Below are 21883 nucleotides of genomic sequence, written 5' to 3'. Positions count from 1 at the left end.
ACCATGCAACTGCACAATCTCTTTCCCTTTCCGGAAGAGCGCAAGACCCGCCGTCGGGTGGGCCGTGGCTCTGGTTCCGGCCTGGGTTGCACGGCGGGCAAAGGCCATAAAGGCCAGAACGCCCGTGCCGGTGGCGGTGTAGCCCCCGGTTTCGAAGGCGGCCAGATGCCCTTGCAGCGTCGTCTGCCCAAGCACGGCTTCAAGAATGCTCCGTTCCGGGTTACCTACAACGTGATCAATCTTGACCGCCTGCTGGAAGCCTTCGAAGGCAAAAGCGACATCACGCTGGACGACATCTACGCCCGCGGCCTGGCCCGTATGGGCTCGCCTGTGAAGATCCTTTCACGTGGCGAAGTCAAAAGCGCTCTCAAGGTCGAAGCTCACAAGTTCAGCCAGTCTGCTGCGGAAAAGATCCGTAACGCTGGCGGCGACGTGACCGAACTTGAAGCAGTTCCCTCGGTCTAATAGTTGACTCAAGCCGGCTGGTTTAACCACCAGCCGGTTTCTTCCGCTACTGGCAAAAGCCATGCGGGGCGGTGAGAACCCTTGATGGGGAGTTTAGGCTTCCCGCAAGCGCTCTCAAGGCGAGATACTGTTAGTGCCAGGCATTTGCCGCACTGTTCCCGTTTTGCGGAGAACAGTGTGGCTGTGCACATACTGCGCCGTCGGCGCATAAACGCAAAGAGTCTTACATGGCAGTAGGAACGGCAAATACAATGGCAGGTCAGCCTTCGCTGGTTAAAAGGCTTGGCTGGACCTTCCTGATTTTGTGCTGCTACCGCATCGGTGTGCATGTGCCCATTCCGGGTGTGGACGCCGCCGCTCTCGCATCATTTTTCCAAAGTATGCAGGGGACGCTGTTCAGCCTTTTTGACATGTTTTCCGGAGGCGGTCTGTCCAACGTTTCCGTCTTTGCTCTGGGCGTCATGCCGTATATCTCGGGTAGCATCATTATGCAGCTGCTCCAGGTTATCAGCCCTGACGTGAAGCGTATGGCCAAGGAAGAAGGGCAGGCCGGGCGGCGCAAGCTCACCCAGTACACCCGCTACCTTACCGTGCTTATCGCTCTGGTGCAGGGGTTGGGGATCGCTGTGGGGCTTGAGAATATGACGAGCCCTGCCGGAACTTCCATAGTGCTCAATCCCGGCTGGCAGTTCCGTATGGTCACTATGACCACGTTTACTGCCGGTTCGGTCCTGGTCATGTGGCTCGGTGAACAGATTACGGAACGCGGCATTGGTAACGGCATATCGCTCATCATTTTCTGCGGTATTGTGGTTGGTATTCCGCGTGGCATCATCCAGTCTCTGGCGCTTATCCAGGCGGGAGACATGAGCATTTTCATGGCTGCCGTCATCGTGGTTTTTATGGCCGCCGTACTTGTAGCCATTGTTTTTGTTGAAAGGGCGCAGCGTCGCATACCTATCAGTTATGCCAAGCGTCAGGTTGGCCGCAAGATGTACGGTGGGCAGAATTCTCACCTGCCTTTGCGTCTTAACACTGCGGGCGTTATTCCCCCCATTTTCGCGTCTTCGTTGCTGCTGTTCCCGGCCACCATTGGTCAGTTCTCCAGCAATGAATATGTGAAGCATGCGGCGGAGCTCTTTTCGCCCCACGGAATCGCCTACAACGTGCTTTATGTGAGCCTCATGTTCTTCTTCTGCTACTTCTATACAGCCATTATTTTTGATCCCAAAGATATGGCGGAGAACCTCAAGAAGAACGGCGGGTTTATTCCTGGAATACGTCCTGGCGACAAGACGCAAGAGTACATTGATACTGTGCTTACGCGGTTGACCCTTTCGGGGGCCACCTATATTTCGCTGGTCTGCCTTCTGCCCATGCTGCTTATCAGCAATTTTAACGTTCCGTTCTTTTTTGGCGGCACGAGTTTGCTGATTCTTGTGGGTGTAGCGATGGACTTCATGAATCAGGTGGAATCTCACATGATCTCAAGTCAGTACCAGGGCCTTATGGCCAAGGCTCGTAAAAGCGGCCGACTGTAGACCGACAGGGGATTGGGTATGAAGAAATATCAAGGCGCGTACATCAAGAACGATCGTGAGATCGGCTGCCTGCGTGAAGCCAACCGCATGGTTGCCAATGTTCTTGATGCCGTGGGCGACATGGTGGCTCCGGGCCTTCCAACCATGCGTCTTGAAGAATTGGCGCGCGATATGTGCGCCGATTACAAGGTAAAACCAGCTTTTTTGGGCTATTGCGGCTATCCTTTTGCACTGTGCTGCTCGGTTAACGAACAGGTGGTGCACGGTTTCCCCTCCGCGCGGCTGCTTGAGGAAGGGGATATTGTCAGTGTGGATATGGGCGTGGTCTTTGAAGGCTTTGTGGGCGACGCCGCGCGTACCTTCCCTGTGGGCAAGGTGAGTGACGAAGCCCGCAAGCTCATGCGGATTACTGAGGAAAGCCTCTACGTCGGCATTGAGCAGGCACGGGCTGGCAATGATGTGTATAACATTGGCGCCGCTGTGCAGGATTATGTGGAAGCAGCCGGGTTTGGAGTGGTTAGGCGTTTTGTGGGGCATGGCGTTGGCGCCAAAATGCATGAAAAGCCGGAAGTGCCAAACTTTCGGCCTGGAATGCGCGGCCTGACCTTGCAAAATGGTATGGTCATTGCGATTGAACCTATGGTGACCATAGGCACCTACGAAGTCGATATTCTTGACGATCAGTGGACTGCGGTAACTCGAGACGGCCAGTGGGCCGCGCATTTTGAGCACAGTGTGGCCATTACGCCGTCCGGACCGCAAATCCTCAGCATCTCGGACCGTGGACTCAACCGGCACACCATTGAAGGTTGACAGAACATATAAAGGCAGATAATGATCTCCGTTCATGTCCTCTTTCTTAAGAGGACGTCGGTCTGCCGTCTGTGCGGCATGTGCCGGTTGCCGGAGACTTTATTTGTCAAAGCTAAGGCTCTTATTGGAGAAATGGAATGAAAGTAAGACCTTCCGTCAAGAAAATATGCCCCAAGTGTAAGGTTATCCGGCGCAAGGGAGTGCTTCGAGTTATCTGCGAAAACCCCCGGCACAAACAGCGCCAGGGCTAGGGCAGGAGACGTATTGTGGCGAGAATAGCAGGTGTTGATTTGCCGCGAGGCAAAAGGGTGGACATTGCGCTCACCTATATTTATGGCATTGGCCGCACGACGGCCCTGAAAATTCTGGACACCACCGGAGTCAACTGGGAGCGTGGTATTGACGATCTCTCCGCTGACGAAGTGAACGAGATCCGTAAGGAACTCGAACAGCACTACAAGGTGGAAGGCGATCTTCGCCGTGAAGTGTCCGGTAACATCAAACGTCTTATGGACATTGGCTGCTACCGCGGCCTTCGTCATCGTCGCGGCCTGCCCGTGCACGGCCAGCGCACGCACACCAACGCGCGTACCCGTAAGGGCCCCCGCCGTGGTGCAGTGGGCAAAAAGAAGTAGGCGTGCGGGCTGCGCTTGTCGCAGTTTGTAAAGCGGACGCAGCATTCGTGCTGCCGTGAGGACGAACGGATTTTCCGCCGCGCGCGGAGCATAAATCTGACAAGCTCCATCCAGAGGGATAGATATGGCCAGACCCAAAAAAGCGGTCAAGAAAAAGGAAAAGAAAAACGTGCCGGTGGGCATAGCCCACATTCAGGCTTCGTTTAATAATACCATTATTACTTTTACGGATACGCGCGGAAACGCCGTTTCCTGGGCATCTTCGGGCCAGAGCGGCTTTAAGGGCTCACGTAAGTCCACGCCTTTCGCAGCCCAGGTTGCTGCTGAAACGGCCGCCCGCAAGGCGCAGGACAACGGCATGCGTACAGTTGGCATCTATGTGAAAGGCCCCGGCTCCGGCCGTGAAGCCGCCATGCGAGCCATTTCGGCTGCTGGCCTGAAGGTTGCCTTCATTCGTGATGTCACGCCCATTCCGCACAATGGCTGCCGGCCGCCCAAGCGCCGCCGCGTCTAGTCGGCCCTGCCCGGGTCGTGCCTGTAACGTAAGAGGATTAATAAATGGCCAAATATACTGAAGCAAAGTGCCGTATGTGTCGCCGCGAAGGCTGCAAGCTCTTTTTGAAGGGCGACCGCTGCTTCACCGACAAATGCGCTTATGATCGCCGCCCCTACGCTCCCGGCCAGCATGGCCGTGCCCGCAAGAAGGTGAGCGAATACGCCGTTCAGCTGCGTGAAAAGCAGAAGACGCGCCGTATTTACGGTATCCTGGAGCGTCAGTTCCACGGATACTTTGTTAAAGCCGATATGCAGAAGGGTGTCACTGGTACCAACCTGCTCGTGATTCTTGAACGCCGCCTGGATAACGTTGTCTTCCGCCTTGGCTTTGCCAACTCGCGCAATCAGGCTCGCCAGCTCGTGCGTCACGGCGTGTTCACCCTCAATGGCCGCAAGGTAGACATTCCTTCCTTGCAGGTGCGTGTGGGCGACAGCATTGAAGTGCCTGAAAAGAATCGCAAGATTCCCGTGCTTGCAGAAGCTCAGGAAGTTATTGCCCGCCGTGGCTGCCCCGCCTGGCTTGAAGCCGACGGCGCTGCCTTCAAAGGCACTGTCAAGGCCATGCCGCAGCGTGACGACATCCAGTTCCCCGTCAACGAGCAGCTTATCGTCGAACTTTACTCGAAATAACCGGGGGTTCGCATGCTTATTAAACAGGGCGAACGCCTTATCAATGCGCGCAACTGGTCGGAGCTTGTCAAGCCTGATCAGATCATGCGCGAAGAAGAGACCGCCAGCGGCACACACGGCAAGTTTGTCTGTGAACCTCTGGAAAGGGGCTACGGCACCACCATCGGTAATGCCATGCGCCGCGTCCTTCTGGCCTCCCTTCAGGGGGCGGCCTTTGTGTCGGTAAAAATCATCGGTGTACAGCACGAGTTCAGCAGCATTCACGGCGTTCAGGAAGACATCACTGATGTCATTCTGAACCTCAAGCAGGTGCGGCTGCGTATGGACACGGAAGAACCCCAGCGTCTGACCCTTCGGGTTGAGCGCAAGGGCGCGGTGACCGCTGCCGACATTATGGCCAATCAGCACGTTGAAGTACTTAACCCTGATTTGCACATAGCGACCCTCACTGAGGACGTCGTGCTGGAGATGGAGTTGGAGGCCCGCATGGGCAAGGGCTACGAGCCTGCGGACATGCACGAAGGTCTGACCGAAGAAATCGGCATCATCAAGCTGGATTCCAGCTTCTCCCCTGTCCGCAAAGTTGCGTACACGGTGGAGCAGGCCCGAGTTGGCCAGATGACCAACTATGACCGTCTTCTGTTGGAAGTGTGGACTGATGGCTCCCTTACGCCTGAAGACGCCATTGCTTACAGCGCCAAGATCATCAAGGATCAGATATCCGTATTCATCAACTTTGATGAGCGTGTATCCGGCGACATGCGCAATGGCAGCGGCGAAAGCGGCGAAGTCAATGAGCATCTTTTCAAAAGCATTGACGATCTTGAGCTTTCCGTTCGTGCCACCAACTGCTTGCGTAGCGCCAATATAGCGCTTGTGGGTGAACTGGTGCAGCGCACGGAAGCTGAAATGCTCAAGACCAAGAATTTCGGCCGCAAATCGCTGGACGAAATCAAGAGTATGCTTTTGAGCATGGGCCTCGACTTCGGCATCAAGGTCGACTCTTTCGACAAGAAATATCAGGAATGGAAAAGGAAGCAGCAAAATGAGGCATAGCAATTCCGGCAGGAAACTTTCGCGTACTCCTGCGCACCGTAAGGCGCTGTTGCACAATCTCGCCAAGGCGCTGCTGATCCACGGCAAAATCCGCACCACGGAAATCAAGGCCAAGGAGCTTCGCCGCGTCGTTGAGCCCCTGATCACCCTTGCCAAGCGCAACGACCTGCACGCCCGCCGTCAGGCCTACCGTGTGCTTAACGATCATGCCCTGGTCAAGCGCCTGTTTGATGAAATCGGTCCTGTTTTCGCCGGCGTGCCCGGTGGTTACACCCGTATTCTCAAAATGGCCATGCCCCGTAAGGGCGATAACGCCCCTATGGCTATTATTGAATTGACCCGTAGCACTGAAGCGGCTGTTGAAGCCACCAAGGCTGCTCCTGCGAAGGAAGCCAAGGTTGCTGATGAGGCTGCCAAGCCCAAGCGTGCTCGCAAGCCCAAGGCAGAAGAAGCTGCTGCTGAATCCGCCAAGGAAGAAGGCGAAGCCAACTAGGCAAGCACTTTCTGGGTTATAGGTATATTCGAAGGGGGCGCAATGCGCCCCCTTTGTTTTTTTGCTAGAGCAGATTGGGTTTGAACCGTTTCAAATTTCAATGCTCTATTCAGCGTAAATTTTTTTTAACTGAATTTATCGAGAGTTCCGTCGCGTTACACCTTTGCGCGGTTTGAGAAGTTTGGTGTCTGCGATATGCAACGTCAGACTTGGTTCGTTGTTCTAAGTATTAGTCTCTGTGTTCCCAGTCTTATTTTGATGCCGGAACTGGCCTAGCGTCAGGCTCGATTGTTTTACCCACGTTGTCAAAACAGCTAACGCTCTTGCCTCTTTCGTGCAACCGCGCTGCCCCTTCCTTGAACTGCATTGTTTTGAACCTGCTTTTGACCTTTGGTTGACATAAGCGCATACTATTCTAAGGCATTGGGTCGATGTAATTTTTTGCAAGGAGACGCGCATGAAGCTTTTGGAAAAAGCCCGCGCTGCCGGCTGAGCGGCAAAACTTGCTCCAGGGGCCCTGGAGCGGCTTTTGCGCGGCCTGCCCTCCGACACCCGGCCTGACCTTGAATCCCGTGTGCTGGCTGGCCGTGCCCGCAACGAAGATGCGGTTGTTTTAACTGTTCCGTCTGGTTGCGCGCTTGTACAGACGGTGGACATTCTTGCGCCCATTGTAAATGATGCCTTCAGCTTTGGGCGCATTGCCGCGGCCAATGCTCTCTCGGACGTATACGCTATGGGAGGCCAGCCGTGGAGCGCTATGAATGTGGCTTTTTTTCCGCAGGCCTTGGCTGAGGATGATCCCCAGGGGATTCTTGCTGCCATACTGCGTGGTGGTCTGGATGCCATGAATGAGGCGGGAGCGGTGCTGGCTGGTGGGCATACGGTACAGGACGACGAACTCAAGTACGGCCTTGCCGTAACCGGGATCATTGATCCCTCTCATATGGCCCGCAATGACGGCCTTGAAAAAGGGCAAAAACTCTTGTTAACCAAACCGTTGGGAACGGGTGTGCTGGCCACAGGCGTAAAAGCTCGCTGGGACGGAGCTGACGAGAGTGAAGCAGAAATCACCCGATGGTGCTCACGTTTGAACAAGGTGGGCGGTGAAGTTATCCGCAAGCTAAAGCTTACTGCAGCCACTGATATTACGGGTTTTGGTCTTGGGGGCCATGTGCTTGAAATGGCGGTCGCCTCGGGTGTCTGTGTGATTCTTCATTCAGATGCCTTGCCGCTTTTGCCGCGCGCCCTCGAGTATGCACGCGACGGCCTTATACCAGCGGGCAGTCATCTGAACAGAAAGCACTGCGCTTGTTCAACCCTGGTCGAAGAAAATGTGGATGAGGCCATTGAAAGCCTGGCCTTTGATGCCCAGACTTCTGGTGGGCTGCTTCTGGCTGTTCATCCGCATCAGGTTGAAGAAGCACAGCAAATGTTGCTGGCTGGCGGCGATTTGGCCTGTCTGGTTGGTGAGGTCGCCGAAGCCCGTTCAGACGGAAAGGCTCTGATTTTAAGGTAAGCTGCCAGCAAAAACAAATTTTCGTGATAGGCCGATGCTTGAAGCTGCCAGCGCGACGGTGGTTACGACAGAGTGCTATTTGGGCTGATGGCAGGGGCTGGCGGGTTTATTACTCTTTTTTTTAACTTGCTGGTTGCCATTGGCTTTTAAGGTGTTAGTATTAAAGAGTTGCGATTTTGTTGCCTGTTCCATTTTTGCCGCCGTGCAGCCAGCAGCTATGACGGACCATGTCCTGGCTTGCGGGCCGAGCGCAAGTGTGCTATGGAAACACGCTTTGCGAGAGTGGCGGAATTGGTAGACGCACTGGACTTAGAATCCAGCACCATAGGTATGGGGGTTCAACTCCCCCCTCTCGCACCATCACGCCCACCCAGAAAAGGAGCCCCACGTGGAATATAGCGCTGAAGACATTTCGCCGGTAAGAAAAAAGGTCGTCATCACCACGGAACCCCAGGAAGTCGAAGCCGCCATTATGGGCGCAGTCGCCCTGTACAAAACCTCCGTGCAGGTTGACGGTTTCCGTAAAGGAAAAGTTCCGGCCTCGGTCATCGAGCAGCGCTTCCGCGACAAAATTTATGAAGAAGCCCGTCAGGACCTCATCAATGTGCACATCAATGATGTGATGCAGAAGCTCAACGTCATGCCGCTTTCCGGCCTTGATGTGGATACGCCGGACTCCTTTGAGCGCGGCAAGGGCTTTGCCTATACCATTGAATTTGAAGTTCTGCCCGCTTTTACCCTGCCTCCTTATGAAGGTATGGACGTGGAGCAGGAAAAAGTTGAGGTTGACCAGAAAGAAGTGCAAGAAGTGCTGGACCGCATTCTGCGTGACCGCGCCCAGCTTGTGCCTGTAGACGGCTCGGGCCCTGCTGTTGACGGCCAGATTGCCACCGTTGACTTTGCCGCTTTTGAAAACGGCGAACCTGTGGAAGGTGTAAAGGCCGAAAGCTTTGATCTGGCCCTTGGCGAGCGTCAGGCTTTGGAAGACTTTGAAGCCCTGGTCAAGACCGTGAAATACGGTGAAGAAGGCGAAGGCGAAATCCGCTTCCCCGAAGATTTTCTTGCCAAGGACCTGGCTGGTAAAACCGTGACCATGAAGGTCAAGGTTCATGCCATCAAGGAACGCAAGCTGCCCGAGCTCGACGACGAACTTGCCAAGACGCTTGGTCTTGAAAGCGTGGAAAAGCTGAAGGAAACCATCGGCAACAGTTACACCCAGAGCCGCGGCAATCTGAACAAGAGCGTAGCTCAGAAGACCCTGCTGGACGCTCTGCTCAAGATGGTGGAATTTGAATTGCCCCCCAGCCTTGTGGAAGTTCAGATGAACACGCTGCTGGGCGATATGGCTGCGCGGCTTGAACGTCAGGGCCGTAGCCTTGAAAGCCTGGGCAAGAGCATGGAAGAGCTGCGCAAAGAAACGCAGCCCCAGGCCGACGAGTTGGCCCGTTCGCAGGTTCTGCTTCTTTCTATCGCCAAGAAAGAAGGGTTGGACGTTACCGATCAGGAAGTCAACACCCAGATTTACCAGCTTGCCATGCGTACGGGCGAAGATTTCAAGTCGCTGCGTGAACAGTATGAACGCTCTGGCATGATCTTCGTGCTGCGTGATCGCATGCTGGCAGACAAGGCCATGGACCTTATTTACGCCAAGGCCAATGTTAAGGAAGTGGAACCCAAAGCTCCCGAAGCCGGGGCAGAGGGTGAAGCCGCGCCGGGCGCAACCGCCAGCGCTCAGCCCGGCGACAAGGAAGGCAAATAAGATTAAGGGAAGGCGGCCCCTAAGGCCGCCTTTTGCTTTTTTTGCGGCCCGGATACCTCTGGACCGCTATATCCGGCCCTTTGGGCCATGTAGTGAGGCTCACATGTCGCTAGTTCCTATGGTTATCGAAACCACTGGCCGTTCCGAACGCGCCTATGATATTTACTCGCGCCTGCTCAAGGACCGTATCGTTCTTCTGGGTTCCGAGGTCAACGACACCGTGGCCTCGCTCATTTGTGCCCAGCTGCTTTTCCTTGAGTCTCAGGATCCTGAAAAAGAAATTTATCTTTATATCAATTCTCCCGGCGGCTCAGTTACGGCCGGCCTTGCCATTTATGACACCATGCGCTTTATTTCCGCGCCTGTTTCAACGGTGTGCATGGGGCGGGCCGCCAGCATGGGTGCCTTCCTGCTGGCTGCGGGTAAGCCGGGTATGCGTTATGCGTTGCCCAACAGCCAGATCATGATCCACCAGCCTTCGGCAGGGTATCAGGGGCAGGCCACGGATATTGAAATTCATGCCCGCGAGGTGCTGCGCCTTAAAGAACGCCTCAACCGCATGCTTGCCGAAAACACCGGACGCCCCTGCAAGGACATCGTCAAGGCGACCGAACGAGATAACTTTTTGACTCCTGAAGAAGCCAGAGAGCTGGGCATCATCGACCGCGTACTGACTTCGCGCCATGAAATGGCTCAGGAAAAGAGCGAATAAATATGGCCAAGAACGACAAACCCACGGTCAGCGAACCTCTGGCGTGCTCCTTTTGCGGGCGCAGCGAGCTTGAGGTGCGCAACCTTATCGTGCAGGACGGTGCCAGCATCTGCGACAGGTGCGTAAAGGCCTGCAACGACATCATCGCCCGCGACCAGGTGGAAAACACCGAGGGCGACGAGCGTCTGCTTTCACCTCAAGAGATAAAAGACAGGCTTGACCAGTACGTCATTGGTCAGCACGAGGCCAAAAAAATTCTTTCCGTGGCCGTGCACAACCATTACAAGCGTGTGTTCTACGCAGACGCAACGGGCGACGATGACGTTGAGCTTGAAAAAAGCAATATCCTGCTGGTTGGCCCTTCGGGCAGCGGCAAGACCTTGCTGGCCAAAACGCTGGCCCGCGTGCTGCGTGTGCCTTTTGCCATTGCCGACGCCACGACCCTGACTGAAGCCGGTTACGTGGGCGAAGATGTGGAAAACATTCTGGTTCAGCTTCTGCAAAATGCCGATTATGACCTGGAAGCCGCCAGCAAGGGCATCATCTACGTTGACGAAATCGACAAGATCTCACGCAAGGGCGACGGCCCCTCCATCACACGTGACGTGTCGGGCGAGGGTGTGCAGCAGGCTTTGCTGAAAATTATTGAAGGCACCGAAGCCAACATTCCTCCCAAGGGGGGCCGCAAGCACCCGCAGCAGGAATTCATCCGCATGGACACGAGCAATATTCTGTTCATCGTGGGCGGCGCTTTTGTGGGCCTGGACAAGATCGTTGGATCGCGCATGAGCGGCGGGGCTATGGGCTTTGGCGCAAAGGTACGCGCCAGCAAGGAAATGCCCTTGAGCGAACTGCTGGACAGAATTCATCCGCAGGATTTGGTGAAGTTCGGTCTCATCCCCGAGTTTGTGGGCCGTATACCCATCATCACGCATGTGGACGAACTGGACGAAGCAGACCTGGTGCGTATTCTCACCGAACCCAAGAATGCTCTGGTGCGTCAGTACCAGAAGCTTTTCGGCTTCGAAGACGTGACCCTGCGCTTTACGCCCAATGCCCTCAAGGCTATTGCAGCCAAGGCCATTGAGCGCAAGACCGGAGCGCGTGGTTTGCGCAACGTGATGGAACGTACCATGCTGGATATCATGTTCAAGCTGCCCTCCATGCCCAATGTGCGCGAGTGCCTCATCAATCAGGCTGTTATTGATAAAGGTAAGGAACCTGTGCTGCTGTTCGGAGAAGCGGGCGAGAATTCGGCCGCGAAGGGCGGTCAGGCGCAGGCGAGTGGTGATTCCGCCTAAAGCCTGTTCTGGGCTTGGCCGATACGTTTTAGCGGGAGTGGCGGAACAACGCTGCCCCGGCAAAAAACTCTCTGCGCGGATTTTTCAATTCGCGCAGAGCAGTTTACCATTACAAATAAAACTGCTCTAATCTCCCAAGCGTATACGCCGCGTTAAAGCGGCTCCATCTGGTCTTTCAGGGGAAAACTATGACTGAATCCGAACGCGGCACTGTTAAATTCGTGGACTTGCCCATCATGCCTCTGCGCGAGGTGGTCATGTTTCCGCGTTCCATCATGCCGCTCTTTGTGGGGCGCGAAGCCTCAATCAAGGCCATAGAAGCCGCACAGTCCAGCTACAGCAAACAGATCTTTCTGGTAGCCCAGCGCGAACCGGAACTGGAAAAACCCGAAGCGTCTGATCTTGCCCCCGTGGGCGTTGTGAGCAAGGTTCTTCAGATGTTGCGCCTGCCCGATGGCACCATCAAGGTGCTCTTTGAGGGCATGTACCGTGCCAACTGGGAAGATCTGCGTGAAGATGAGCAGTGCGCCGTGGTGCGGGTAAGCCGCCGCAGTGAACACCAGAGCCGTCCTGATGAACGGGAGGCACTGGTGCGCGCCGTACATGAGGCTCTGGAAGATTTTTCCAAGAACAATAAAAAGCTTTCGCAGGAATCCGTGCTTTCCATGATGGCTTTGCACGATTCCGGCCCGCTGGCTGATGCCATCATTCCTAATCTCAAGGTGGACTACCGCAAGAAGCAGGAAGCCCTTGAGCTGGACGACGTGACCGAGCGTCTGGAATTGGCCTACGAGATGCTGCACGGCGAAGTGGCGCTGGCTTCCGTAGAAAAGCGCATCAAGAACCGCGTCAAGGTTCAGATGGAGCGCAATCAGCGCGAGTATTATCTCAATGAGCAGATCAAGGCCATCAACAAGGAAATGGGGCGCGATGACGACCCCCTTGCCGAGGTAGATGAACTTGAGCAGAAGCTGAAAGCCCGCGACATGCCTGAAGAGGCACGTCAAAAGGCTCTTTCAGAAGCCAAAAAGCTGCGCAGCATGCCGCCCTCGGCTGCCGAGTACACGGTTGTGCGCAACTATGTGGACTGGATTCTTGATCTGCCCTGGAATGATCTGAAGCAGATCGATATTGATATTGAAAAAGCGCGCAGTATTCTGGACGGCGACCACTACGGGCTGGAAAAGCCCAAGGAACGCATCCTTGAATACTTGGCCGTGCAAAAGCTTTCGCAGGGGCTCAAAGGGCCCATCCTCTGTTTTGTGGGGCCTCCCGGCGTGGGCAAAACTTCGCTGGCCAAATCCGTAGCCAAGGCCACCGGGCGCGATTTTGTGCGCCTGTCCTTGGGCGGAGTGCGCGACGAGGCTGAAATTCGCGGTCATCGCCGTACCTATGTGGGCGCATTGCCGGGCAAGATCATTCAATCCCTCAAGAGGGTGAAGTACAACAATCCCCTGTTCTGCCTGGACGAAGTGGACAAGATGACCTCCGACTACCGGGGGGATCCGTCCTCGGCCCTGCTGGAAGTGCTGGACCCGGAACAGAACCACACCTTTATGGACCACTATCTGGATCTGGAATACGACCTGTCCAAGATACTTTTCATCACCACGGCCAACTCGCTGCACACCATTCCTGTGCCCTTGCTGGACCGCATGGAGATCATTGAACTTAACAGCTATCTTGAGACGGAAAAACGTCACATTGCGCGGCATTTTCTTCTGCCCCGCCAGATCGAGGAGCACGGCCTCAAGGAAAGCAATATCCGCGTGTCGGACAATGCCATTCTTGAAGTTATCCGCTCCTACACCCGTGAAGCTGGCGTGCGTAACCTTGAGCGTGAGATTGCCGCCTTGTGCCGCAAAACTGCCATCAAGCTTGTGGAAGAGGATAATCTGGACAAGTGCGTGAATATTTCGCGCCAAAGTCTGGCCTCTACACTTGGCGTCAAAAAATACCGTCATGACGAGCGCGAAGCCGAACCCCAAGTCGGAGTATGCGCCGGGCTTGCCTATAACCAGCGCGGTGGTGAAATTCTGCTGGTGGAAACTACCCTTATGGCCGGGTCTGGTCAGGTGGTCACCACGGGCAAGCTGGGTGAAGTCATGACAGAATCGGCCAAAGCTGCGCTTTCCTACGTGCGTTCACGGGCTGAAGTGCTTGGTCTTGACCCCCGCTTCCATCGCAAGGTGGACATTCACGTTCACGTGCCTTCAGGAGCAACACCCAAGGACGGCCCTTCGGCGGGTATCACCCTGGCGACCTCCATTACCTCGGCGCTGCTTGGCATCCCTGTGCGTAATGATGTGGCCATGACGGGTGAAATATCCCTGAGGGGACGCGTGCTGCCCATTGGCGGCTTGCGTGAAAAACTGCTGGCGGCCCGCCGCAGCGGCATTAAAAAAGTACTCATGCCCCGCGACAATGAAAAGGATCTCAAGGAAGTACCCGACGAGGTTTTGAAAGATCTTGAGATTGTTTTTGTGGATCATGTGGATGAAGTTCTGCCTCAGGCTCTGGACGCCACCGCAGAGGAGATATTCTCCGGCCGGGCAACAGCCCAGCCTATCTGCCGTATCCTGCGCCCGGAAAAAAATGAAGCAGAAGGTAAAAAGCAGCCTGCGCAATAGCGCCGGACAGCATCATAAAACAGTAAAGCCCGCCATTGGCGGGCTTTACTGTTTTATGGCCCCTGGCGAAACAGGAAGGCTTTGTTCAGCATTTCCAGCAGGTGTGACCATGACGGAATTGTGGAGAGGCAGGACGTGCTGTGATTGTTCAACGCAAGGCTTGTAGGCAGATGCGGGCGTCAAGGCTTTGACCAAAAACAGATTTTATTTTTATAACATGCTATAATTATAGTTTAAAAAAATATTGGCAAGCCCTTTGCAACTAATTGGCATACGATGGCGCTCAGCGCTGTCCATCCCTTTGCTTTTGGAGGTAGGGCATGTTCTTCTTACTGGGCGGTCAGGAAAAAAAGGCTCGCAAAGCCGAAAAACAGGCACGCGTATCAGATGCCACAGCTCGTGTGCGTGAGGTTTTTCTGGCTGGGCGTTTTCCCGTGGTGACCACGCATCAGGTCGAAGGACGACGCATTGCCAAGGTCTTGGGCCTTGTCTGCTGCCGGGGTTTTGACTCTGAAGAAGCTTTTTTTGGCATGGCCGGGCGTGCTATGAACAAAGGCGCGCAGGCCATTGTGGGATATAGTGAAAATGTGGCCTTCCACCCGGATGGCAGCAAATATTTTTCCTGCTTCGGCACTGCGGTCATGTTCGAGTATGATCCGGCTGACCCTGAAGCTCTGCCTATTATGCTGCAACAGAAGTTCAGGGCGCAGGAACAGCTTTCTGCCCTGAATGAGGTTATTTAGGGCTCCATTCTAAAATTGGTGGGACTGGCCAGGGCCAGTTCGAATGCCGCAAGCGTTGCATGTCTGCTCTGTGAGACTGCTGCCGCTCACCCTTGAGGAGCATATACTGAGGCTGTCTACATCAGTTTTTGGACCTCCGGCGTGTGCCCGCCAAAAGGACCACAAAGCCCCCGTCAAACGACGGGGGCTTTTACGTTCGGCAAATGTTCTTGATGGCTAGGCCTTATATCTCGCCTTTTTCCATCATCTCTGCAACCTGCGCCACGTCCTTGTCGCCACGGCCAGACAGGTTGACCAGCAAAATGGCGTCAGCAGGCATGTCAGGAGCCATTTTCATAGCCTGCGCCAGCGCGTGTGAAGACTCAAGAGCCGGAATGATGCCTTCATGGCGGGACAGGGCGAAAAATGCCTCCAGAGCTTCCTTGTCAGTGATGCTGACATATTCGGCACGGCCCGCGTCCTTGAGCATGGAGTGCTCTGGTCCCACCGAGGGGTAATCCAGCCCAGCTGAAATGGAGTACACGGCTCCGGCTTCACCGTTTTCATCCTTGAGCATGTACGAGTTGAAACCGTGCAGTACGCCCGGTTCGCCCAGGCAGAGTGATGCGGCGTGCTGCCCGTACTCGTTGCCGTGTCCGCCCGGTTCCACGCCGATGAGCCGTACTTTGGCGTCATCCAGAAAGCCAGAAAAAATGCCTATGGCATTGGAGCCGCCGCCCACGCAGGCCAGGGTTGCATCAGGCAGGCGACCGCAGGCTTCAAGCATCTGGGCGCGGGCTTCACTGCCCACTATGGCCTGGAACTGGCGTACCATGTAGGGGTAGGGGTGCGGCCCCACAGCAGAGCCAAGCACGTAGAACATTTCGTCATCAGCCACCCACAGCCCCAGAGCTTCGTCCACGGCTTCCTTGAGAGTGCGCTGCCCCGACGTGGCGGCTACCACTTCGGCTCCAAGCATACGCATACGGATGACGTTGAGGCGCTGGCGCTCCATGTCCACTTCACCCATGCAGATGGTGCACTTGAGGCCCATAAGAGCCGCCGTGGCCGCCGTGGCTACGCCGTGCTGCCCCGCGCCGGTTTCAGCAATGACACGGGTTTTGCCCATGCGTTTGGCCAGCAGGCATTGCCCAAGGGTATTGTTGATCTTGTGCGCGCCCAGGTGGTTGAGGTCTTCACGCTTGAGCCATATCTGGGCGCCGCCAAGCCTGCGGCTCAGGTTGGCACAGTGAAAGACCGGGCTGGGCCGTCCAGTATAGTGGAGGAAGAGGTCGTCCAGTTCACGCAAGAAATCGGGATCGGCCAGGGCCGCCTCCATTGCCACAGTTAGTTCTTCCAGGCGGGCTTTAACGGATTCAGGAACAAACTGGCCGCCGTAAGCGCCGAAAAAACCGTTGCTGTCCGGCTTGTTATTGGGGGCGGAATGCTGGCTCATATGATCTCCTTGCTGATAAAACTCATAGGTACTTTGGGGATGCGTCTCGCACTCATGCTGCAGTGAATTGCGGTCAGGGCCGCAGCTCAGTGCCCGGTCAGAAAAAAGTCAGTTGCGGGCATGGGCAAGCCTGAAAAGCGCGGGTGCTGGAAAACGGTTCTCACTCTGGCTTTTTGGCCCTGCTGTGTCAAGATATGGGTGGTTGCGAGTATGCTTGGGCCTTTCATTCCAAAGGCATGCGGTTTGTGATTTTGATAGCTCGTCTTGCTGCATGGCGAGGTTTCGCATATGCTACTTTGGTCAGCGCCACTGCGCGCCAAGGAGTTGTAATGCTGAACGAAAAATTTACAGGTAACGGCAAGGTGGTATTGCTGGCCGGCGGTGGAAAAATCTACACGGACATCGCGGCCCGCTTTGTGCGGAGTGAACGTGACCTTGAGGACATCGTGGCCTCGCCGTACTCGAAAAAAATAGTAGAGAACATTTTGTCTTCCGGGCACAGAGCTGCTCTGGAATTTGATTTTTTTATCTTTGGGCTTGAGGGATACTCGCGCGTTACCGAAACACAGCTGGTGCGCAAGCGCCTGGCCTCCTATCTGATCAAATCCGGCCGGGCAGAGCTGGGCGGAAAGCGGCGCTATTCTGTTGTGTATCCGCAGAATGCGGCAGAGTTCACAGCTCAGGTAAACCTGCCTGGCGGGGGAACTGTCAACCTGAGTGGGCGTGATCTGGCCGATTTGGGCCGTCAGTGGTATGACGCGGGACTTGATGCCGGACTGCCTGAAGAAGATTTGCGCTATTTGAAGCCCCAGGCCACAGAATTCAAAGCTATCGTGGGCATGAACGCCCACGCGCTGCTGGACTGGTTTTCCATTCGCTGTTGCCGCAACGCGCAGTATGAGATCAGGCATCTCGCATGGCAGATGTTACGGCTGTGCCGCAAGGCAGCTCCCGACCTGTTTGCGGGCGCTGGCCCCAACTGCGTGCAGATGGGGTACTGTCCCGAAAACGGGCTTCAGAACGCCCGCTGTAAGGGCCGCATCATCACCAAGGATGAGGCCATGACCTTGTTGCGCGCGAACAGAAACGCCAGCGCGGGAGCACCGCCCGTCGCGGACGAATTTGCCGGAGAATAGTTTAGTCTGCCTTCTGGCGGAAATTTTGCGTATCTTTGAATGACGCCTGCCGTTGTGCGGCTGACGATTGCTGTTTCTCCCGTGATGCCTGTGCTGACTGGCTGTAGGTCCGGATAAATTTGAATATGGCAGGGTAGGTCATGCTGAAACTGCCAGCTCTTGTGAAGGTGGTTATGCCGCCAGCCGCGCTCGTATGGCAGCAGCGGGAGTGCTTCAGCAAGATTGCCTCAAGCTGACTGAATGAAATAGGGCCGGAACTTCATGTTCCGGCCCCGGTATCTCTTCTGGTACAGTGACTCACCGCTCTTCATTCTGCGAAAATGGCTGGGCATGCATGTTGTTTTCAGCTGCTTCGCCATATCTGTGGGCGACATGCCGGGTGGCTTCATCATCTTTGGGACCATTGACGATAGCGCCGATCATGACTCCCAAATGTCCCATAGCGAGAGCAAGCCACCAGACTCGATAAAAATCATGGCCGAAAATTCCGTTGAACAGCCATGCCACAAATCCTATCCAGAACCATGCCGCCATGTGCCAGTAGATGCTCTTTCCTCTATGAGGGCGTTCTGCCAGAAGGCAAGGGCGAATGCGTTGGTAGCCCCACCATGAGAAACCCAGCAGAAAGATCATGCCCAGGGTAAATCCAATGATTCCGTGTGCATAAAGCATATCAAGATACAGGTTGTGCGGATGGCTTATGGTAATGAGGTCTTTCTCCGGCGTGAGGCCGAGGGAACGAAAGGCGCTGTTATATTGCCCGGCCCCGGCTCCAAACCAGGGGTGTTCAAGAAAAACGCGCCAGCCCAGTTTCCATAAGCTCCACCTGCCGTCGTCCACTACCGCATCCAGGCGGGCGCGCCCCTGGGCCAGAAGAACCAAAAGCAAGGCTGCACCAGCGAAGAGTATGCTTTTCCAGCGATTGGAAGACCCTGTCAGCAAAAACCACAGGCCAAAGGCTGCTGCAATGGCCAATGCGCCACTGCGGCTGCCTGCGCCTGCAAGCAGAAAAAACGCTGGCCACAAGGTTGCTGCGCAGAGCAGCAGCGTGGGCAGGCGTGAAAGAGATTGGCGCAAAATGTACCACAGGCCGAAGGCCGGGATCAGAGCCAGGGCGATATAGTTGCCCACCTCATAATCGTCAAAGCTGCCTGTGAGGCGTCCGCTATTGGGCGGGTAACCCATAAGAAAATCTTTGCCCGTCTGCGCTTGCCATACGCCGTCCAGGCCTTGCCAGAATACAGCCAGTACACTGGCCCAGACCAGTCGGCGCAGATCTTTTTCACAGCGGACGCATTCCATCGCGATGAAGGGAAGAATAAAACCCTTGTTGAGGCCGGAACCCGCGTGTTGCAATGATGCGATTACGTTTTCGGAAAAGGCCACGCCGATAAAAATCATGAGTCCAAGGCAGACAAAAAGCGGCCACGGGGTGAGCCGCCGCAGAACGCTGTTTCGCCAGTTGTGGCGGTAGTAAAGGATCAGGAATATCAGACAAAGCAGGGGCATAATGTCGCGGATAGCGTAGCCCATAGGGAATGTGACCAGAGAAGCCCAGAAGGACCAGAACAGGCAGGAGAACCAGCGCTCTGCCGGAGGGGACTGCCGGAAAGCTTCGGCCAACGTCCGTAGGGCGGCCAGACGGCTTTTTCCGTATTCCAGTAGGTTGTACACTGTCCCTCCATGCCAAAAAATATAAAGCTGACTTGTATGAGGCTCAATAATACCCTGTGGACATTGGTAATTCAAGTGGGGCAAAAACCTTGCCATCTGAAGGCAGGCAAAATATACTAAGCTAATACGTGAGCTTACTATGAGGATAATATGGCACGATTTACTGGTTTTGATGAGGTTTACAGCGCTCTTTACGTTGATTTCGACAATATTTTCACCCGATTTCTTGAAATTGACCCCGAGGCCGCACGCGCTTTTGGTTCTGCACCCTACCGCTGGGTGCGCTGGATAGAAAATCATGCCTTGCGCATTCTTTATGGCGAGGGCGTACGCCGCCGCATTCTGAAGCGTATGTGTTATCTTAATCCACAGAGATATCAGGAATTTCGTAATTTCTTCATCCGTAGCGCCTTTCAGGTGGTGGACTGTCCTCCGCTTACATCGCGTGGCAAGACCAGCACTGACATCCACTTGGTCATGGACTGTATGGATGATCTTTCGCATTCCACCAAGTTTGACGAGTTTATCATCCTTTCTGGCGATGCCGATTTCACGCCCTTGCTTATCCGCCTTCAGGAGCACGCCCGCCGCACCCTGGTGCTGTCAGTGGGATATTCTTCCCCGGCGTATACGGCTGCGGCATCGTGGCGCATCCGCGAAGACTGGTTTTTGCAACAGGCTCTGCGAGATGACCGTGACGATCTGGATGGCGACGGTGTGGACACTGTAGGAAAATCGGTCCCCCATATATTACCGCATGCCCGAAAAATTGATGCTGGCGACAGCAACGGGTACGGCAATAAAGCAGAGGATATTCCATCAGACATCCCTGATGGCAACGAACCTTCCCCCGGCAACACATGGTAAACGTGTTCTTGAAGTAGCGTGTTTGAACGGCTTGGGCGCTTGACGCGACGTGCGCTCGACGCTAAAGAAGAACACGCTCTTTTCTGGCTGCCCGCCCCGCACTGGTGGCACTGCGCAATCCGGTAAAAAACGGTCCAACAGCGGTCTGTTTGCCGCTCGAGCGGCGTTGCGGAGCAGGCGTCCCCCCCACAGACGCCGTGGGCGGCGGGCTTTGAAGGAAACCATTTTAGGAGGTCCCCATGCTTCGCCGAATTACCCTCGCCATGATTGGTCTCGTTCTTATGTGCAGCCCTGCTTTGGCGGCTGAGAAAATTGTGGTTGCCAGCGACTGTACCTGGCCGCCAATGGAAATGCTTGACGCCAACAAAAAACCTGAAGGCTATTCCACGGACTATCTGCGCGCCATTGGCAAGGCAGTAGGCCTGGATATGGATGTTCGCAATGTGGCCTGGGATGGCATTTTCAGCGGCATTGCCACTGGGCAGTATGACGTGGTGGCTTCTTCTGTCACCATTACGCCCGAGCGCCAGAAGCAGTTTGATTTTACCGATCCGTACTACGAAGTGGTGCAGGCCGTTGTGCTGCCTGAAGGGCAGAACATCAAGGATCTTGCTGGACTGAAAGGCAAAAAAGTGGGCGGGCAGATCGGCACCACCGGTATATTTGTGCTGCGCAAGGCTGATGTGGGCGCGGACATCAAGGAATATGACGATGTGGGCCTGGCTATGCAGGACCTTGTGAATGGCCGTATTGACGCTGTGATCTGCGATGATCCCGTTGCTATGTATTATGCCAATAAGAAAGCCGATACCGCCGGCAAGCTGAACCTTTCGTACAAGACGGACGAAAAAGAATACTACGGCTTCACCGTACGTAAGGGCCGCAAGGATCTTCTTGAAAAGCTGAACAAGGGTATCAAGGAAGTAAAGGCTTCTGGAGAAGAAGCCAAGATTATTGAAAAATGGATGGGCAAATCCAATTAGCCCGCAAGGGAACGCTGCTGACGCATGCCAGCGGCGTTTGCCGCTATGCAAGGAGGTTTCATGATCCGTCGTCTTACTCTCACCCTGTTGACCCTGGCTCTGCTTTGCGGTCAGGCTGTGGCCGCTGAAAAATATATTGTGGCTACAGACTGCACCTGGCCCCCTATGGAATTTCTTGACGAAAACAAGCAGCCCGTGGGCTTTGACGTTGACTTCATTACCGAGGTGGGCAAGGCCGCCGGTTTTGAAGTTGATGTCCGCAATATTGCCTGGGACGGCATTTTTGGCGGCGTGGCTACTGGTCAGTACGACATTGTTGCGGCTGCCACCACCATCACGCCCGAGCGCCAGAAGCAGTTTGACTTCTCTGACCCTTACTATGAAGTGGCTCAGGCTGTGGTGCTGCCTGCCGGGCAGAGCATCAAGAGCCTTGAAGACCTCAAGGGCAAGAAGGTCGGTGGCCAGATCGGCACCACCGGCGTTTTCGTCATTCGCAAGTCTGGCGTTCCCGTGGACCTGAAGGAATATGACGATGTGGGTCTGGCCATTCAGGACATGCTTGGCGGCCGCCTTGACGCTGTCATCTGCGACGATCCTGTTGCTATGTACTATGCCAATAAAAAGGCTGACACCGCGGGCAAACTGAACCTTTCGTTCAAGACGGATGAAAAGGAATACTACGGTTTTACCGTTCGCAAGGGCCGCAAGGATCTTGTTGAAAAGCTGAACAAGGGCATCAAGGAAGTGAAAGCTTCCGGCGTTGAAGCCAAGTTGCTCGACAAGTGGATGGGCGCGTCCAAGTAGACCGCTTTCCATCATGACTTTATGGGCGTCCGGGCTCTTGCCCGGACGCCGCAGCCGTACTGATCTGAAGGATTGAGATGCACGATAAAAAAGACGGAAGCAAAGGCAATATCATTATGGTCACGGATGGAGCCT

21 protein-coding genes and 1 tRNA gene are annotated in these 21883 nt (G+C 55.0%); 20 read left to right on the top strand and 2 right to left on the bottom strand.

Going from position 1 to position 21883, the window contains the following annotated elements:
- Nucleotides 1–3: 3 nt before the first annotated feature.
- The 16 genes from rplO (at nucleotide 4) to QM579_RS04640 (ending at nucleotide 14849) form a co-directional block, all read left to right on the top strand.
- Complete coding sequence (rplO, locus tag QM579_RS04715) at nucleotides 4–465, top strand: 50S ribosomal protein L15 (RefSeq protein ID WP_414998044.1); 462 nt, start codon at nucleotides 4–6, stop codon at nucleotides 463–465.
- 227 nt (nucleotides 466–692) lie between these two features.
- Complete coding sequence (secY, locus tag QM579_RS04710) at nucleotides 693–2006, top strand: preprotein translocase subunit SecY (RefSeq protein ID WP_414998043.1); 1314 nt, start codon at nucleotides 693–695, stop codon at nucleotides 2004–2006.
- 18 nt (nucleotides 2007–2024) lie between these two features.
- On the top strand, nucleotides 2025–2819 hold the full coding sequence (gene map, locus QM579_RS04705; protein WP_414998042.1) for a type I methionyl aminopeptidase: 795 nt from the start codon (nucleotides 2025–2027) through the stop codon (nucleotides 2817–2819).
- A 137-nt stretch (nucleotides 2820–2956) separates the two neighbouring features.
- Nucleotides 2957–3070: a 50S ribosomal protein L36 gene (gene rpmJ / locus QM579_RS04700; protein ID WP_005027799.1), complete on the top strand. Its 114-nt coding sequence runs from the start codon at nucleotides 2957–2959 to the stop codon at nucleotides 3068–3070.
- Between the two features lie 15 nt (nucleotides 3071–3085).
- Nucleotides 3086–3454, top strand: a complete 369-nt coding sequence (gene rpsM / locus QM579_RS04695; RefSeq protein WP_414998041.1) for a 30S ribosomal protein S13 — start codon at nucleotides 3086–3088, stop codon at nucleotides 3452–3454.
- Nucleotides 3455–3578: 124 nt separating this feature from the next.
- Nucleotides 3579–3968 (top strand): 30S ribosomal protein S11, encoded by a 390-nt coding sequence (rpsK, locus tag QM579_RS04690; RefSeq protein WP_183717181.1) that lies wholly within the window; start codon nucleotides 3579–3581, stop codon nucleotides 3966–3968.
- A 44-nt stretch (nucleotides 3969–4012) separates the two neighbouring features.
- On the top strand, nucleotides 4013–4639 hold the full coding sequence (gene rpsD / locus QM579_RS04685) for a 30S ribosomal protein S4 (RefSeq protein WP_183717189.1): 627 nt from the start codon (nucleotides 4013–4015) through the stop codon (nucleotides 4637–4639).
- A 12-nt stretch (nucleotides 4640–4651) separates the two neighbouring features.
- Nucleotides 4652–5695 carry a DNA-directed RNA polymerase subunit alpha gene (locus QM579_RS04680; protein ID WP_414998040.1) on the top strand — a complete coding sequence of 348 codons (1044 nt, stop codon included), beginning with the start codon at nucleotides 4652–4654 and terminating at the stop codon, nucleotides 5693–5695.
- The gene (rplQ, locus tag QM579_RS04675) at nucleotides 5685–6188 is read left to right on the top strand and encodes a 50S ribosomal protein L17 (RefSeq protein WP_414998039.1); all 504 of its coding nucleotides are present in this window, start codon (nucleotides 5685–5687) and stop codon (nucleotides 6186–6188) included. The genes QM579_RS04680 and rplQ overlap by 11 nt, the downstream gene beginning before the upstream one ends.
- Before the next feature lie 457 nt (nucleotides 6189–6645).
- Nucleotides 6646–7704, top strand: coding sequence for a selenide, water dikinase SelD (selD, locus tag QM579_RS04670; protein WP_414998038.1), 1059 nt, complete (start codon nucleotides 6646–6648; stop codon nucleotides 7702–7704).
- 276 nt (nucleotides 7705–7980) lie between these two features.
- A tRNA-Leu gene (locus QM579_RS04665) sits at nucleotides 7981–8064 on the top strand.
- Between the two features lie 28 nt (nucleotides 8065–8092).
- Nucleotides 8093–9463 (top strand): trigger factor, encoded by a 1371-nt coding sequence (gene tig, locus QM579_RS04660; protein ID WP_414998037.1) that lies wholly within the window; start codon nucleotides 8093–8095, stop codon nucleotides 9461–9463.
- A 103-nt stretch (nucleotides 9464–9566) separates the two neighbouring features.
- Nucleotides 9567–10175: an ATP-dependent Clp endopeptidase proteolytic subunit ClpP gene (gene clpP, locus QM579_RS04655; RefSeq protein WP_414998036.1), complete on the top strand. Its 609-nt coding sequence runs from the start codon at nucleotides 9567–9569 to the stop codon at nucleotides 10173–10175.
- Between the two features lie 2 nt (nucleotides 10176–10177).
- Nucleotides 10178–11476: an ATP-dependent Clp protease ATP-binding subunit ClpX gene (clpX, locus tag QM579_RS04650; RefSeq protein WP_414998035.1), complete on the top strand. Its 1299-nt coding sequence runs from the start codon at nucleotides 10178–10180 to the stop codon at nucleotides 11474–11476.
- A gap of 188 nt (nucleotides 11477–11664) precedes the next feature.
- Nucleotides 11665–14106: an endopeptidase La gene (gene lon, locus QM579_RS04645; RefSeq protein WP_414998034.1), complete on the top strand. Its 2442-nt coding sequence runs from the start codon at nucleotides 11665–11667 to the stop codon at nucleotides 14104–14106.
- 320 nt (nucleotides 14107–14426) lie between these two features.
- Complete coding sequence (locus QM579_RS04640; RefSeq protein WP_414998033.1) at nucleotides 14427–14849, top strand: hypothetical protein; 423 nt, start codon at nucleotides 14427–14429, stop codon at nucleotides 14847–14849.
- A 223-nt stretch (nucleotides 14850–15072) separates the two neighbouring features.
- Here QM579_RS04640 and trpB read toward each other — a convergent pair whose 3' ends face one another.
- Nucleotides 15073–16284 carry a tryptophan synthase subunit beta gene (trpB, locus tag QM579_RS04635; RefSeq protein ID WP_414998032.1) on the bottom strand — a complete coding sequence of 404 codons (1212 nt, stop codon included), beginning with the start codon at nucleotides 16282–16284 and terminating at the stop codon, nucleotides 15073–15075.
- A 329-nt stretch (nucleotides 16285–16613) separates the two neighbouring features.
- Here trpB and QM579_RS04630 point away from each other — a divergent pair, with 329 nt between their 5' ends.
- Complete coding sequence (locus tag QM579_RS04630) at nucleotides 16614–17420, top strand: FAD-dependent thymidylate synthase (RefSeq protein WP_414998031.1); 807 nt, start codon at nucleotides 16614–16616, stop codon at nucleotides 17418–17420.
- Between the two features lie 297 nt (nucleotides 17421–17717).
- Here the strand turns inward: QM579_RS04630 and QM579_RS04625 are convergent, their stop codons facing one another.
- Nucleotides 17718–19094 carry an O-antigen ligase family protein gene (locus tag QM579_RS04625; RefSeq protein ID WP_414998030.1) on the bottom strand — a complete coding sequence of 459 codons (1377 nt, stop codon included), beginning with the start codon at nucleotides 19092–19094 and terminating at the stop codon, nucleotides 17718–17720.
- A gap of 150 nt (nucleotides 19095–19244) precedes the next feature.
- Here QM579_RS04625 and QM579_RS04620 point away from each other — a divergent pair, with 150 nt between their 5' ends.
- The 3 genes from QM579_RS04620 to QM579_RS04610 all read left to right on the top strand — a co-directional run bounded on the left by QM579_RS04620 (nucleotide 19245) and on the right by QM579_RS04610 (nucleotide 21748).
- Nucleotides 19245–19961 (top strand): NYN domain-containing protein, encoded by a 717-nt coding sequence (locus tag QM579_RS04620; RefSeq protein ID WP_414998029.1) that lies wholly within the window; start codon nucleotides 19245–19247, stop codon nucleotides 19959–19961.
- A gap of 239 nt (nucleotides 19962–20200) precedes the next feature.
- Nucleotides 20201–20944 (top strand): basic amino acid ABC transporter substrate-binding protein, encoded by a 744-nt coding sequence (locus QM579_RS04615; RefSeq protein ID WP_414998028.1) that lies wholly within the window; start codon nucleotides 20201–20203, stop codon nucleotides 20942–20944.
- 60 nt (nucleotides 20945–21004) lie between these two features.
- Nucleotides 21005–21748 carry a basic amino acid ABC transporter substrate-binding protein gene (locus tag QM579_RS04610; protein ID WP_414998027.1) on the top strand — a complete coding sequence of 248 codons (744 nt, stop codon included), beginning with the start codon at nucleotides 21005–21007 and terminating at the stop codon, nucleotides 21746–21748.
- Nucleotides 21749–21883 lie beyond the last annotated feature (135 nt).

Source organism: Desulfovibrio sp. (assembly GCF_047607245.1).
Lineage (GTDB): Bacteria > Desulfobacterota > Desulfovibrionia > Desulfovibrionales > Desulfovibrionaceae > Desulfovibrio.
This window is presented reverse-complemented; position numbering and strand designations above follow the sequence as displayed.

Bases quoted from the DNA above. Each gene is read 5' to 3' on its own strand.
- QM579_RS04640 (WP_414998033.1), top strand. From the start codon at position 14,427: ATGTTCTTCTTACTGGGCGGTCAGGAAAAAAAGGCTCGCAAAGCCGAA.
- QM579_RS04610 (WP_414998027.1), top strand. From the start codon at position 21,005: ATGATCCGTCGTCTTACTCTCACCCTGTTGACCCTGGCTCTGCTTTGC.
- map (WP_414998042.1), top strand. From the start codon at position 2,025: ATGAAGAAATATCAAGGCGCGTACATCAAGAACGATCGTGAGATCGGC.
- QM579_RS04630 (WP_414998031.1), top strand. From the start codon at position 16,614: ATGCTGAACGAAAAATTTACAGGTAACGGCAAGGTGGTATTGCTGGCC.
- rpsK (WP_183717181.1), top strand. From the start codon at position 3,579: ATGGCCAGACCCAAAAAAGCGGTCAAGAAAAAGGAAAAGAAAAACGTG.
- QM579_RS04680 (WP_414998040.1), top strand. From the start codon at position 4,652: ATGCTTATTAAACAGGGCGAACGCCTTATCAATGCGCGCAACTGGTCG.
- clpX (WP_414998035.1), top strand. From the start codon at position 10,178: ATGGCCAAGAACGACAAACCCACGGTCAGCGAACCTCTGGCGTGCTCC.
- rplO (WP_414998044.1), top strand. From the start codon at position 4: ATGCAACTGCACAATCTCTTTCCCTTTCCGGAAGAGCGCAAGACCCGC.
- QM579_RS04620 (WP_414998029.1), top strand. From the start codon at position 19,245: ATGGCACGATTTACTGGTTTTGATGAGGTTTACAGCGCTCTTTACGTT.
- rpsD (WP_183717189.1), top strand. From the start codon at position 4,013: ATGGCCAAATATACTGAAGCAAAGTGCCGTATGTGTCGCCGCGAAGGC.
- rpmJ (WP_005027799.1), top strand. From the start codon at position 2,957: ATGAAAGTAAGACCTTCCGTCAAGAAAATATGCCCCAAGTGTAAGGTT.
- rplQ (WP_414998039.1), top strand. From the start codon at position 5,685: ATGAGGCATAGCAATTCCGGCAGGAAACTTTCGCGTACTCCTGCGCAC.
- lon (WP_414998034.1), top strand. From the start codon at position 11,665: ATGACTGAATCCGAACGCGGCACTGTTAAATTCGTGGACTTGCCCATC.
- trpB (WP_414998032.1), bottom strand. From the start codon at position 16,284: ATGAGCCAGCATTCCGCCCCCAATAACAAGCCGGACAGCAACGGTTTT.
- secY (WP_414998043.1), top strand. From the start codon at position 693: ATGGCAGTAGGAACGGCAAATACAATGGCAGGTCAGCCTTCGCTGGTT.
- QM579_RS04615 (WP_414998028.1), top strand. From the start codon at position 20,201: ATGCTTCGCCGAATTACCCTCGCCATGATTGGTCTCGTTCTTATGTGC.
- clpP (WP_414998036.1), top strand. From the start codon at position 9,567: ATGTCGCTAGTTCCTATGGTTATCGAAACCACTGGCCGTTCCGAACGC.